12 protein-coding genes and 1 tRNA gene are annotated in these 14,118 nt (G+C 51.4%); 8 read left to right on the forward strand and 5 right to left on the reverse strand.

What is annotated here, in order from left to right; translation table 11 throughout:
• Positions 1-211: 211 nt before the first annotated feature.
• Positions 212-1,153: a response regulator gene (locus tag AC2FI7_RS01030; RefSeq protein ID WP_010439349.1), complete on the reverse strand. Its 942-nt coding sequence runs from the start codon at positions 1,151-1,153 to the stop codon at positions 212-214.
• 703 nt (positions 1,154-1,856) lie between these two features.
• Here AC2FI7_RS01030 and AC2FI7_RS01035 point away from each other — a divergent pair.
• Together AC2FI7_RS01035 and AC2FI7_RS01040 are read left to right on the forward strand one after the other, a co-directional pair.
• Entirely contained in the window at positions 1,857-2,459 is a 603-nt protein-coding gene (locus tag AC2FI7_RS01035) for an acyl-homoserine-lactone synthase (RefSeq protein WP_010439348.1), read from the forward strand.
• Between the two features lie 404 nt (positions 2,460-2,863).
• The gene (locus AC2FI7_RS01040) at positions 2,864-4,000 is read left to right on the forward strand and encodes a response regulator (protein WP_010439347.1); all 1,137 of its coding nucleotides are present in this window, start codon (positions 2,864-2,866) and stop codon (positions 3,998-4,000) included.
• Between the two features lie 63 nt (positions 4,001-4,063).
• On the opposite strand, the gene AC2FI7_RS01045 is transcribed toward AC2FI7_RS01040, so the two are convergent.
• On the reverse strand, positions 4,064-5,314 hold the full coding sequence (locus tag AC2FI7_RS01045) for a cytochrome P450 (protein ID WP_496833113.1): 1,251 nt from the start codon (positions 5,312-5,314) through the stop codon (positions 4,064-4,066).
• A gap of 386 nt (positions 5,315-5,700) precedes the next feature.
• Here AC2FI7_RS01045 and AC2FI7_RS01050 point away from each other — a divergent pair, with 386 nt between their 5' ends.
• Positions 5,701-7,134, forward strand: a complete 1,434-nt coding sequence (locus AC2FI7_RS01050; RefSeq protein WP_010439345.1) for a sensor histidine kinase — start codon at positions 5,701-5,703, stop codon at positions 7,132-7,134.
• Positions 7,135-7,968: 834 nt separating this feature from the next.
• Here the strand turns inward: AC2FI7_RS01050 and AC2FI7_RS01055 are convergent.
• Positions 7,969-8,055: transfer RNA gene (locus AC2FI7_RS01055), tRNA-Leu, on the reverse strand.
• 129 nt (positions 8,056-8,184) lie between these two features.
• Between AC2FI7_RS01055 and AC2FI7_RS01060 the strand changes: the two genes are divergently transcribed.
• Positions 8,185-8,844, forward strand: a complete 660-nt coding sequence (locus AC2FI7_RS01060; RefSeq protein WP_010439344.1) for a DsbA family oxidoreductase — start codon at positions 8,185-8,187, stop codon at positions 8,842-8,844.
• 39 nt (positions 8,845-8,883) lie between these two features.
• A complete protein-coding gene (gene lipB, locus AC2FI7_RS01065) occupies positions 8,884-9,540 on the forward strand; it encodes a lipoyl(octanoyl) transferase LipB (RefSeq protein ID WP_496815557.1) in 657 nt (218 codons plus the stop codon).
• Positions 9,541-9,936: 396 nt separating this feature from the next.
• On the opposite strand, the gene AC2FI7_RS01070 is transcribed toward lipB, so the two are convergent.
• A complete protein-coding gene (locus tag AC2FI7_RS01070) occupies positions 9,937-10,356 on the reverse strand; it encodes an HIT family protein (RefSeq protein WP_170469351.1) in 420 nt (139 codons plus the stop codon).
• Between the two features lie 279 nt (positions 10,357-10,635).
• On the opposite strand from AC2FI7_RS01070, the gene ctaD reads away from it, so the two are divergent.
• From ctaD to AC2FI7_RS01085, 3 genes are all read left to right on the forward strand, one after another.
• Positions 10,636-12,294, forward strand: a complete 1,659-nt coding sequence (gene ctaD, locus AC2FI7_RS01075; RefSeq protein ID WP_010439338.1) for a cytochrome c oxidase subunit I — start codon at positions 10,636-10,638, stop codon at positions 12,292-12,294.
• Positions 12,295-12,441: 147 nt separating this feature from the next.
• Positions 12,442-13,041: a 2-hydroxychromene-2-carboxylate isomerase gene (locus AC2FI7_RS01080; protein WP_010439336.1), complete on the forward strand. Its 600-nt coding sequence runs from the start codon at positions 12,442-12,444 to the stop codon at positions 13,039-13,041.
• Positions 13,042-13,086: 45 nt separating this feature from the next.
• Entirely contained in the window at positions 13,087-13,572 is a 486-nt protein-coding gene (locus AC2FI7_RS01085) for a DUF2244 domain-containing protein (protein WP_496815558.1), read from the forward strand.
• On the opposite strand, the gene AC2FI7_RS01090 is transcribed toward AC2FI7_RS01085, so the two are convergent.
• Positions 13,573-14,055: a GatB/YqeY domain-containing protein gene (locus AC2FI7_RS01090; RefSeq protein ID WP_010439332.1), complete on the reverse strand. Its 483-nt coding sequence runs from the start codon at positions 14,053-14,055 to the stop codon at positions 13,573-13,575.
• Positions 14,056-14,118 lie beyond the last annotated feature (63 nt).

Here is a 14,118-nt window from a genome sequence, read left to right on the forward strand (position 1 = left end):
TTCGAGAAGAAGCTTACGGGTTCTTTCTCAGAGTTGTTGCCGCCGGGTAGGCACTGAGATCGGACGAAGTAGGCCAAAAGCACAAAGGTTGAACGTCTGATGAACGAGCGCGCGGATCTACTTAAACCAGAAAAATGAAAAACTCAGGGCGTTCAAATGTATTTTTTACACCAACAGCCTGGCCTTAATCACCATCCATATATGCAGTTTTTCATCCGATATTCGCCGCTTGACGCTCCGACATTTCAGCCATTTCAACGGCCTTGTCTATCAAGAACAACGCCTCCATCTTGGTTTTGGCTTTAAGCATAACTTCTTCGCTAACTTGGAAGCCAATTGGCCGACCTGAAGTGGTGTCACTGGAAATTTCTTTCAATGCCTCCGGAAGCGGTGCTCCCAACTGGTCCACACTCAAATCAATTTGATTGTCATAGATCATCAAGAATACGCCATTTCCCCAATAGGTCGCTACTTTGCGCCCTTGCTGATTGGCTGTCAGAAGCGCGGTACCAGCTAAAGTCATGGCACTACGGAATTCACTGACCGTGCTCGTCTCATAGATTTGTTCGGTGCCTATGCATTTCACCGCCACAAGCTTTGCAGCCATGGAGTGCATCGTTGAAAGCTGAATTACGTAGTTCTCAAATTCAGCTAACCCAATGCAACCGGGCAAATCTCCGAAACATTGCGGATCACTTAAGCGAACGTCCGGACTATTGCCAAAACACAACTCAGAATCCGCTTCAGCTTCCAGCACTTCGATTGCGGCTCTGCGTTCCGCTGCCATTCTATAGGCGTCAGACAACCTCTGCTTCAGATCCGAGAACTCAAAAGGCTTTGTAACGTAGTCCGTTGCCCCAACTCCGAATGCTTCGTCGATGTACTCTTTTTGCACCATGGCGGTCACCATGATAATGGGCGTGTACGTGTATTCTGGTAATTTTCGCACTTCTTCGCAAAGAGTTATGCCGTTCATCTGCGGCATCTGCACATCAAGCAATAAGCAGTCGAACGCTTCATTTGGTCTCGACAGTATTTCAAGGGCCTCCCGACCACTTCTGGCGGTAACGACATCTTTGTACCCGAACGCTTCTAGAACTTTATCAAGCAACTCCAGGATGCTAGGATCGTCGTCTACAGCAAGTATACGCATAACTTTTCACCAACCTCTTACACCTCTCCAACCGTTGGGCATTGCAGACTTTAAGGCAACGGCTGGCTGGCGCATAAAACACTCAGGGATTACTCATCCTCTCTCATTTTCTTCTACGAAGGTGGCAAAACGGTGACATTAGGCAGACTTCCTTATGTCTGCACATTTTTTTTAATCTGTACAAATTTCTCAGCCCGAGGACGCAATTAGAAAAATAACTCCCTCCAAATTTGGATGTCATTTTGATGACTGCTTTTATCAGCAGTCAGGGCTGCCTTGAAATTTCATCAGACAGCGAGACGGCACTTGATCCAGCGTAAGCTCTAATTGAAAGAGCAAAAAAAAGCTTCTTTTCAAAATGTTGCTGCACACGCGGAAATGAATGAAGCCTACGGTTGAAAAGAAAAGTTAAAAAAACTTGCGTAATTGATCTGTCAGGGAACTCAACCATTGGGAGAGAGGAGATTTGGACACACCCATTCATCAATTCGGTTAACTACCGCATAGGTTGGTGGACTTGCCGAGCTGAATCTTGTCATAAGTGCGTCAATAATATGAGCAAAATATGGACCGTCCACTCAGGTTTAAGCAGACATACTCGGTCCCGGAGGGATTTCCGGAACTGACACCCGCTAACGCCACTTCAAGCGCTCCGAGTAAATCGGCGCGAATAGAAGTTTTCGCGGTTAGAAGTAGCCAGCCAATGCCACGTAGTGACGTTGGCAATATTCGTGCGACTACGCTTAGCTTTCGCAATATTCACGAGTATGGCCCACTGCTGGCAAAATACCTCGAAACCAGAAAGTCAATTTTTATAGATCAGCTAAAGTGGCAAGTCGGCGAAGCTGACGGGATGGAATTCGACCAATACGACACGCCAGCCTGTCGGTGGGTTGTGCTGCACGAGTTTGGTGAAATTTTGGCAGGTGTACGACTTCTGCCCACGACTGCACAATGCGGGGTATACAGTTATATGCTGCGCGACGCACAAAGAGGTATTCTTAAAGATATCCCATCTGACGTTCTGTTTGTTGAAGCCCCGGTAAAGCAATCTGTCTGGGAAGCATCCCGTTTCTTCGTGACAAAAGATGTCGCTTCATCACGCAGGCAGCAGGTTCAACAAGAGTTGTTTCACCAGATGACTACTGTCGCAATGGAAGGTGGTGCATCCAGCATATTGGGCATCGTTCCTTCAGTCTGGGCACGGTGGTCACGGCGTCTGGGTGTCAATGCCTCGCCTGTCGGCGCAAAGTTCTCTATCGATGGCACCGTCAGTCAGTCGGTTTTGTTCAACATCTACAAGTAAATTGAACAACCCCGCCGCTGGATGGTCTATTGTACTTTCTAACGCCCGACGCTGACTTCATTGCGACTGGGGTTTATTTTCAGGCTATAGGGAAACCGTGGCTATAATGCATGTTAGCAGCGCTACCAGAGTTGATGCTTAAATTCCCTATCGCATTTCAATTCCGTTGTTTTGAGATCGTGAATTGTTCTTAGACACAAACAAATTGCCGAATAAATAGCACCAAAAAAGCGCCACGGCCGCTCAAAACAAAAAACAGGCAACTCGTCGCTGAGGCCGTTTGCGCCAAACAAAGGTCAAGAAAAAACCCCTTTCTACGAAGAATTTCTCAATTTTTGCCGCGGTTTCGACCCACTCACCTCATAGGTTCAACCCGTTATGAGGATATCGGCGGTTCACCAGTTATGAGACATTCCACATTTGGCAGTGATCGGTTCCAAAGAAATCTAGAGCATCGAGCACAAAGAAAGACCGCACTTACTGTACTGGCGGTTGATGATGATCCTGACATCTTGAAATTGCTCCAATCAGCGCTTCCTGAACTCGAAAACTGCAATGTGGCTGCTGCCAGTTCAGCTGATGAAGCGCTTGGGATGATAGAAGCAGCAGAATCCCCGTTCGACTGTCTGCTTGTTGACATTCAGATGCCTGGAACCTCAGGGATAGAGTTGCTTTCACAAATCCGGAACCTGCCGGAAAATCTGGAAACACCTGTCATAATGCTGACTGCACTGGATGACAGGCAGAACATCGAGAAGGCATTTTTAGAAGGCGCGTTTGATTATGTAACTAAACCCTTCGACTTCTTTGAACTGCGCAGCCGTATGAACGCTGCTCACCTTCTGATGATGGAGAGAAAGAAAACCCAATCCTCATCGGCGTCGATAGAAAATCTTCGCAGTGAATTGGATTTCAACCAGAAATTCAATTTCAAGGATCCTTTGTCTATCGACGAGCAGGAACAATGCTTGGGGTATGTCGAATTCGACAACTATGTCGAGCAGCTTTCACGGAGGCGTCGATTTGACACCTGGGTCACCGCAATCAAATTTCGTGACGCCGAGTATCACTTTGATCTGGGAAATTTTGGTGATTTTCGGCGATCTGTTTCCGACATTGGATTCTGCATTGAAAGAACAACACAGGCTGCTGGAGGAATCTATTCCTATCGCGGGAGTGGCACATTTCTCGTTGTTACACATGGGCGGGAACGCACCCAGAATATTCCGACCGAAGCTTTCCTAAACCAAGAACTAGGGACTGTTCTCAGCAACCGCTGCGCATCTGTCCATCTTAAAGTGGTGAAAGGTACACCGGTATCGCTTCGTTCATTTACGAAGGTTGGAGCATTCGCCTCTTTGGACATGGCTATCAAAAAAGTGAATCATCGCGAGGCCAATCTCAGAAAGGGCCTGGTTACAACTTCCTCCACATTTTCAGAGCCCACACCGGATCGCAAAGAAATGGTCAACGATAGATTGTTTGATGTAGTCTTGCGTGAGCTGTACGGCGATAACACTTACCTCACTCGCCGGCAGTAAGCTAATTCTGTCGCCAGGCCTGACGTCGATCAAAGGTCAGGCACTGGAGTGTAAATATCGACTTTATTCGCGAACCCGTTCGGCATTGAGGATGAGTGGGCCACTCGTACGCATGGTGAATGTCAAAACTGGTTCCGGTAATTCAGACTCTGTAATCGAAAAATTTATTTGGCGGAGCACCGAAGCCATAAGTACCATGATTTCAGTTTCAGCGTACTGAGCACCAATGCAGATTCTGGGACCATCTCCAAATGGAATGTACTGACCTCGAGGCAGTGTAGATCCCAAGAACCGTTCCGGTTGATAGTGGTCAGGAGCATCCCATAGTTTTTCGTTTCTGTGCAAAGAGTAAACTGGGAAGAACAGCGCGTCACCATTTGCAATCTTTACCCCTTTGATTTCAAGGTCGGCAGATGCGTCTCTAGCAAAGAACGCGGCTGAAGGGTAAAGCCGCAGCGTCTCTTTTACATGGGCGCGCAGGAGTGGCATTGCCTCCAGGTCAGAAAACTCGATTGGGCCTTTTGGGCGAACCGACCGAATTTCTTGTCTAACCCTAGCTTGCATATCTTGGTGCAGCGCCAGCAGATAATACCCCCAGGCCAGAGCGTTGGCGGAAGTTTCATGACCAGCGACAACAAAGGTTAAAAGGTTGTCGACGGTTGTCGCTTCATCTTCGAAATCTGTTTTCAACGCCTCAATCATGAAATCGAGGAAGTCCTGTGGTTCGCTGCGGCATTCGGCGCGACGCTGATCAATGACCTGTCTGGCGAGGTTCCGCATATTAGTGACCGGGGCCAGGCTGCGTAGCCAATTCTTGCGCGGCACCCACTTTGGCAAACCCATTAAGTCGAAAAGAGACAAATCAGAAATGTACTCAAAATACTTGATCAGCCCCACGCGTATTTGCTCTGAACTGACTTTCTTGTTACCCGAAAAAATCACCCTAGAAATATTCGTCAACGTTGATGCAGGCGCAATTTGTGCAACATCTACGGGGCCTTCGTGTTCCGCCAATGAATCTGCAATCTCGACACCAGTCTCTGCAAAATGCCGAGCCAGAACCGGGAGGTTCCTGGCGGCGAATAGTGGAGAATACCTACGCCGCTGCTGACGCCATTTTTCCCCTTCAGAGAGTATCAACCCGTTGCCTACAGCCGATCCAATAATGTCTTTAGTGAACTTGGCTTTGGGAAACGAACGACCCTGCCCGACGAGTAATTCGGTTATCATTTCAGGATCGCAGATATAGTGTATGTTCAAAGGCCCGCGAACATAAGTTTCACGCAAAGTTTCGGCCGGGATGACTTCAAACATGTTTCGGCCAGCGGACCTTGCAAACTGAAGCAGTGTCACCGGCTTTTTTGCAAGCCTAGCCGAAACAGGAGCGACAGCGCCCTGTCCCAACTTCGTAAATTCAACTGCAGTCAAACCCCAACCCTTTTAGATTTTCTCCGTCTTTCTGGCACATTAAGATAAAAAAAAATGTACTTAGCAACGAGATCGTCAAATTTGGGCGCCCCACACTGCATTTGCGCAACAAAAATTTTTTTAACCTCTCACACCAGAATCTTGCGTGAAAAGCCAACAATCCCAGTGGCCTTCAAAGGATTAGCGCCAAACTGTGAACCCAATTCAGACCAACTAAGTCCTCATTGTGCCGGTAATGGTATTTTCCAAGCGCGAAAAACGAAGACATCTAGATGACAGCCATCGACGCCAATCTGCCGGACCGGGACTCCGGTGAAACGGAAAACCGGCTTCTGCAAAACATCATAGATTATACTGCCATGAGCTTTGCGCTTCTGTGGCAGCGGCAGGCTATTTATCTGGCCACGACCATTTTGACTGCGTTCTTCTTCGATCCCATTAACGCCATGCTGTTCTATGGGACAATCCTCATTTGCGAAGCGCAAGATTTATTGCTGGCCAAACGCGTACCGCGCTTGAAGCCAGATCAGCACAAAGCAATTAGTATGATGGTTGTTTGGATTCTGTTGAACACGATCCTCAGCGCGGCCGCAATCTGCCTGTATGCTGTTTCAGTTGCTTTCGCACAGCCCGCCGGTGGTCACTTTACTCCAATGTTCTTCTTGTTTGCTGCTGCGTTGTTTGCAGCAATGAACAACCATCAGTTTCTGTGGGCAATGATTATCCGTCTGACAATGTACGGCGTATCGTTCATGTTGATTGTCGTCAAGGATATCTGGACCGAACGCCCCGAGCTTTCATCTGAACTCTGGCTGCACTTCTTCACCGTTATCTTCGTAATGTACTTTCTGATTGACTGTTCGATGGTGTTTCTGAAGCTCTACCGCAGGAATTTGGAACAACTCGAAAAGCTCAAAGCAGAGCACGAAAGAACAAAAGCGGCCTACATTGCGAAAACTCAGTTCATATCGACAGTTAGTCATGAACTGCGTACGCCTCTGACATCGATCAAGGGATCACTTGACCTAATCAACACAGGCGCATTGGGTGAAGCTCCAGAATCAATGCAAAGCCTCATACATTTAGCAGGTAAAAACTGCGAACGGCTCGCATCCCTAATCAATGATGTGCTGGACATTCAAAAAATGGAAGCGGGCGAGATGAACTACCGTGAAGGAACTGTTGATGTACATGCGCTGATTCAGGAAGCGATTGCCTGTAACATGGGATACACCAGTGCTCACAACGTAGAAATTGTAGAAGACTTAAGGGGAAACAATGATCTGTACGTTAAAGGTGATCCCTCCCGCCTTCTTCAGGTGTTGGCCAACATTATCTCCAACGCAGCTAAATTCTCCCTTGATGGAGGCGAGATAACCGTCGGATGCGAGAAAGTCGGCGAGAATATTCGCCTCTTCGTCAAAGACCATGGCATCGGGATACCTGAGGGGAGCCATGACAAAGTTTTCGATCGATTTTCCCAGATAGACTCCTCCGATGAACGTCACGCAGGCGGTACAGGGCTCGGGATGCACATTTCAAAGGAAATTGTTGAGCATTTTGGCGGAACAATAGACTACAGAAGCAAACTTGGTGAAGGCACAGAGTTTTTCATTAAATTCCCTGCGATAAGCGGACATGAAGTAGGTTCCACCGGAGAAGAGCACACCTCACCACCCTGCGCCACGCAACCGGAGCAACGATAACGAATTCCTGCCAAGCAATTTCGATGGCACAACACTTTGCATTTTGAAGCAATCCCGTGATTCAGTAGCGGATTTTCGGTTGTGAAGTTATCCCTATGATCACAAGACCTCGTGGCACACTCGAGATCGTCAGTGGTAAAATGAGGGAGCCTGCATATTGCCAAAGCAACTCCAAAAAGAAAATGCTGTCCCGATCATACGATCGAAACAGCACACTCGTTACCAAATACACTTCCGAAGATGCAGTAGATTTACAACTTTCGGCAAATAGGCCTACTACTTGCAGGCCGCGATATTACTACGAACATCATAAGGGATGAGCTGTCCAAGCACCGAGAAATTCTCGTGTTTTGTTCGTTTTAGTTGTTCTAATTGATGTAATCCGGAAACAAAGAAGCCAATGACCGCCGGACTGTCAACATATTCAGCTTCTTCATCGATTGGGCGCACTCTATTTGAACTAATTCACTCAAGTTTTGACGCCCAACTCTGATTGTATGGTCGTCACAGTTCTTAAGCCCGTGTTGCACGTCTATCTCAATATTCTCGGCTAATCAGCCTTCACAAGTGCGGCAGCTAATTTCGTTGACGCACTCATACAGCCATTTAACCAGCAGTCGAGGTTCCTCCTCGATAAACAGTAATGGTGGAAGCCATTTATGTACTTGATCGGTTGTCGGGCACTCTACTCGACGATCGGAGGTATCAGTGCACGCGTGCAGAAGCAGCGAAAGCGACTACGTTGCGCTGATGACCAAATCACAAGCCTTTAGGTGGACCAAGATCGTTCACGCCAACATAATAAATTGAAATTACACAACGAGATGGATTATTTGGTGCGGTCGAGAAGACTCGAACTTCCACGGGTGTTACCCCACAGCGACCTCAACGCTGCGCGTCTACCAATTCCGCCACGACCGCACTGCCAATGACTTGGTAGAGGGGCGTATAGACGCTGTGCCACGCGATGTGAAGAGGCAAAAACACAGCCGATTGAATTCGCGCGCTTTAGCAATATCTAAACGCGACCAATGCAATCTGGAGCAGCCCATGCCCTCGCCCGATCCCCGCCCTACCGTGCAGATTGATGTCGTTTCGGATGTGGTCTGTCCGTGGTGTATAGTCGGCTTTCATCAACTCGATGCCGCACTGAAGCAAGAGAATGTTCTAGCCCGGTTGCGCTGGCATCCGTTCGAATTGAACCCCAGCATGGGGCCCGAGGGGCAGAACCTGCGAGAGCATATTGCCGAAAAATATGGCTTGACGCCCGAACAAAGCCACCAGGCGCGCGAGCGGTTGACCGCGTTGGGGGCTGAACTTGGATTTACCTTCAATTTCACCGATGACAGCAGAATCGTGAACACCTTTGCCGCGCATCAACTGCTTGATTGGGCGGAAACGAAGGGGCGACAACATCCGCTTAAGCTGGCCTTGTTCGATGCTTATTTCACCAGGCAACAGGATGTCTCTGACGTCGACGTGTTGTTGGGCGCGGTTGAAACGGCGGGGCTCGACACAGTGGCAGCGCGCGCGGCGCTTGAATCGGGTGCACATGCCCAACCGGTGCGTGAGAAACAACGGTTCTGGACCAGCCGAGGCATTTCGGGCGTCCCTTCGATGGTTTTCGAAGGGAAATACCTGCTGACCGGCGCGCAAGGCGCTGACACCTATGCGCAGGTCTTGCAGCGTTGTCTGGCCGAGGCCGCCTGACCCCTTCCCCCTGCCCCTCAGAAGGTCTAAGGAACCGACATGGAATGGAAAACCACTGACGGGCTGATCGACTACGACGAGGCCACCGCCTTCATGGAGGCACGCGTTGCAGCGATTGCGGCGGGCGAAGCGGATGAATGCGTCTGGCTGTTAGAGCACCCGCCACTTTATACCGCTGGGACCTCTGCCAAGCGAGAAGACCTGACCGATCCGGACCGCTTTCCGGTTTATGAAAGTAAACGTGGTGGTCAGTACACCTATCACGGACCCGGTCAGCGTGTGGTCTACGTGATGCTGGATGTGGGCAAACGCGGCCATGATGTGCGCCGCTTTGTTCAGCAGCTTGAGGCCTGGGTGATCGCCGCACTGGCAGAATTCAATGTCACGGGTGAAATAAGAGAAGGCCGCGTGGGCGTCTGGGTTCAGCGGCAGGACAAGCCGCTTTCGATAGCGGGACAGACCGCCGAGGATAAGATTGCAGCCATCGGAATACGCCTGAGGAAGTGGGTTAGTTTCCACGGAATATCAATCAATGTTGAACCAGATCTGTCTCATTTCGGTGGGATTGTACCTTGCGGCATACAGGAACACGGTGTGACATCTTTGGTCGACCTCGGGCTTCCCGTAACGATGGATGACGTCGACGTGGCACTAAAAAAGACCTTTGATGATGTGTTCGCCTCCGAAGGCGTTTGAAAACTAGGTGATTCCACGTACTCGGAACGATCCGGAAACATTACCCAAACAACAATGCTGAATTTCGATGCGTTCTGTTTCGAAAATCATAGTGGCTTGTCCTTCAAATCGCCCCAATTCGCCTCAAATTCAGGGATTCTTCACATCCACTCCTTACAAACGCCATTTGACCACGTAGTATGTAATGACCGTTCATGAGTGAGTGGTGTGTTAACCGGTGATCGCAGGGCTGCCCAGCGAAATCCGTGAAAGTGTTTGGTTACGAGTCTGCCGTTCCGACCCCATAATCGGAACGGCAATTCTCGTTTTAGGGCCTCGGTATTGTATGAATCCCTTGCCTTTGCGGCCTTTCGTGCAGCTTATCGACCCCACGTGCCAGCGGAACTTTCTTGGAATTCAACCCAATGCTGCGCGGATTTTGTCAGCGTGTTTGGCAATCAGATCAAAATCACCCATCTTGCCCGGTGGACGCATCGATACGCCTTCGTAACGGGGCAGGACATGGAAATGTAGATGAAACACCTCCTGCCCGCCCGCAGCTTCGTTGAACTGCTGAACAGTTACACCATCAGCTTCAAACGCGACCTTCACGGCCTGTGCTAATTTCTGAACCGTCGCTATCACTGCCGCAAGTTCTACGGACGACGCGTCCAGCATGTTGCGGCACGGTGATTTTGGGATGACCAACACATGCCCATCAGAGCGCGGCATGATGTCCATCAAGGCGACTGTCTCATCATCTTCATAAACTCGGTTCGACGGGATTTCCCCACGTAAGATCTTGGCAAAGACGTTTTCGGGATCATATTCAGTCATCACGGGCCTCCGGTATTGCGCTTCTTTGCTGTTCTGTGCCGCCCCCCGATGCGGGTCAAGCGGGATTCCCCCATCGCCACTTGAATTCGCGGACTGGCCCCCCAAATCGCTAGGATCAGAGGTTGAAATGCCGGGCTGCGTGGGCTGCCCGCGACAATTAATCTTGATCCAGATCAAACTCGGCCATTGAAGGTCGCCCCCTTGCAATCTAAAACCAGCAGGAATCCCGCGCGTTGGAGAGGTCCGACTGCGCGGTGTAGTTGCAACAGGAGGCACCTAATGGCAGACGCAGCCATTCATGGTCACGAGCATGAAGACCAGCGTGGGTTCTTTACCCGTTGGTTCATGTCGACCAACCACAAGGATATCGGGATTCTGTACCTGATCGTATCGGCGCTGGCCGGTTTGATTTCGGTTCTGATGACTGTCTACATGCGGCTCGAACTGATGCACCCCGGTGTTCAGTACATGTGCCTCGAAGGTTTCATGGCCGATCCATGTACCCCCAACGGACACCTGTGGAACGTCATGATCACCTATCACGGTGTCCTGATGATGTTCTTCGTGGTTATCCCGGCCCTCTTCGGCGGATTTGGCAACTATTTCATGCCGTTGCAGATCGGTGCGCCGGATATGGCGTTCCCGCGGATGAACAACCTGTCCTTCTGGCTGTACGTCGCCGGGACCTCGCTGGGCGTCGCCTCGCTGCTGAGCCCCGGTGGTAACGATCAGCTCGGTTCGGGCGTCGGCTGGGTTCTGTATCCACCGCTGTCCACGACCGAGGGCGGCATGTCCATGGACCTTGCGATCTTTGCTGTGCACGTATCGGGCGCCTCCTCGATCCTCGGCGCGATCAACATGATCACCACCTTCCTGAACATGCGTGCCCCGGGCATGACCCTGTTCAAGGTGCCGCTGTTCAGCTGGTCGATCTTTGTCACCGCGTGGCTGATTCTGCTGTCGCTGCCGGTTCTGGCGGGCGCGATCACCATGCTGCTGATGGACCGCAACTTCGGCTTCACCTTCTTTGATCCGGCCGGTGGCGGCGATCCGATCCTGTATCAGCACATCCTGTGGTTCTTTGGCCACCCCGAAGTGTATATCGTGATCCTGCCGGGCTTTGGCCTTATCAGCCACGTGATCGCGACCTTCGCACGCAAGCCGATCTTCGGTTACCTGCCGATGGTCTGGGCGATTATCGCGATCGGTGTTCTGGGCTTTGTCGTGTGGGCGCACCACATGTACACCGTTGGCATGTCGCTGCGTCAGCAAGCCTACTTCATGCTGGCCACGATGGTCATCGCGGTTCCGACCGGCGTTAAGGTCTTCTCATGGATTGCGACCATGTGGGGCGGCTCGATCGAGTTCAAAACCCCGATGCTGTTCGCCTTCGGCTTCCTGTTCCTGTTCACCGTTGGCGGTGTGACCGGCGTTGTGCTGTCGCAGGCCGGCGTGGACCGTGCCTATCACGACACCTATTACGTCGTGGCGCACTTCCACTATGTGATGAGCTTGGGTGCAGTCTTCGCGATCTTCGCTGGCGTATACTTCTACTTCTCGAAGATGACAGGCCGTCAGTATTCCGAGTTCTGGGGCAAGGTTCATTTCTGGCTGTTCTTCATCGGCGCCAACCTGACCTTCTTCCCGCAGCACTTCCTGGGTCGTCAGGGCATGCCACGTCGCTACATCGACTATCCCGAAGCGTTCGCGCAGTGGAACTTTGTTTCGTCGATTGGTGCATTCATCTCGTTCGCTTCGTTCCTGCTGTTCTTTGGCATCGTGATCTACGCCCTGCTGCGCGGCGCGAAAGAGACGCGGCCGAACCCGTGGAACGAATACGCGGATACGCTGGAATGGACATTGCCAACGCCGCCGCCTGAACACACGTTCGAGCAGCTGCCGAAGCAGGAGGATTGGGATAAAGGCCACGCGCACTGATCCCGACCTGAATGACAAGAAAACCCCGCCCATTGAGGCGGGGTTTTTTGTTCCTGCCTGACCTGTGTAAGCGGGGCAGTCGCCAGAACAGCAAAAATAGAGTATTCTGGTCCGGGCAAAATATCCGGCCAACCGAAGGGGTTTACGATGCCCGAGATCGACTTTTGGTTCTCAATAGGTAGCACCTACAGCTTCCTGACGATCAAACGCCTGGACGATTGGAGTGCCGAACACGATGCCACCGTGAACTGGCGGCCGTTCAATGTGCGGACCGTGATGTCAGAACAGCAGAACATCCCCTTCGCTGGCAAACCGATTAAATCCGCTTACATGTGGCGGGATATCGAACGCCGGGCGGCCAAGTATCATATTCACGCCAACTTGCCAGCGCCCTACCCAATCTCGGACCTCGCATTGGCCAATCAGGTTGCCCTACTGGGAATGACCGAAGGCTGGGGAAAGACGTATACACAATCGCTCTATGGTCTCTGGTTTGAAGACGGCATAGAAGCCGGGTCCGAGACAGCCATCACCGAAGCCCTGCATCGTTGTCAGCAGGACCCCCGCCTAGCCCTCGCACGTGCGCGCAGTCCGGACATTGTGCAATCTCTCGAAAACGAGACCAACACTGCCATCCAACTGGGTGTGTTTGGCGCGCCCAGCTTTGTCGTGCGCGGCGAGGTGTTTTGGGGTGATGATCGGCTGGACGACGCGCTGTCATGGGTGCGTGTTGGACACGTTGTGTGACAGATTGCACTTCGACTCAGGCAGTTGCTGCGCTAGGTTTCGACCATGCCTTATCGATGGATCAAGAATTCAGATACAGAGCAGGAGTTGCGCCTTTGGCCGCATAACTCCTTACCGCCGCGCGGCGCGATGGGGGTTGTTCTCGCGGTCTTTCTGTTCGGTCTGATTCCGCTGTTTGCAGTGCTCGGATCTGTTCTGCTGTGGGGCTTGCTGCCCTTCCTGTTGCTGACCGTATTAGGTCTCTGGCTGGCATTTGAGATGAACTATCGCGCACGCAGCGTGTTCGAGGTTCTCACGTTGGATAAAACGCAGGCGCGCCTCGTGCACCGCAATCCACGCAAAGACGATCTGGAATGGTCCTGCAATCGATATTGGGCGCGCCCCGAAATGCACGCGAGCGGTGGTCCGGTGCCCCATTACGTGACACTGGTCGGAGACGGCCGGGAGGTCGAAATTGGTGCATTCCTCACTGAAGAGGAACGGATCGCGCTTTTCGATGACTTAACCCGGAAACTGCGCGATTCTGCTTGATTAACCGCCGTTTGATGCGGCGCAAAGGTGATCTTTGACCATTGGCCCGACCTTGCCGAAATCCATCTGACCGGTATAGCGCGTTTTCAATTCGCCCATCACCTTGCCCATATCGCGGATTGACCCCGCGCCGGTGGCCGTGATGGCCGTCTGAATAGCTTTGCTGACCTCGTCATCATCCAGCTGCTTGGGCAGGAATTCCTCGATCACTTCGACTTCGCGCAACTCACGCTCGGCCAAATCCAGGCGCCCACCCTCTTCATAGGCGCGCGCGCTTTCCTTGCGCTGCTTGGTCATTTTTCCAAGAATATCAAGCACCTCGGCATCGCCACAGCCTTTGGCCTCTTCATTTACGGATGCGCGCGAAGCAATGTCACGATCCTTGATCGCGGCATTGATCAGGCGCAGCGTCGATAGGCGCTCGGCTTCTTTGTCTTTCATTGCTTGCTTCAGGGCGGCATTCACCCGTGATCGCATATCCATATGGTCTGTCCATCCCCATGGCAAAGGAACCTCGACCATATCGAAACAAAAAGGCGGGCACAA

This window comes from Ruegeria sp. YTSA064 (genome assembly GCF_059610325.1).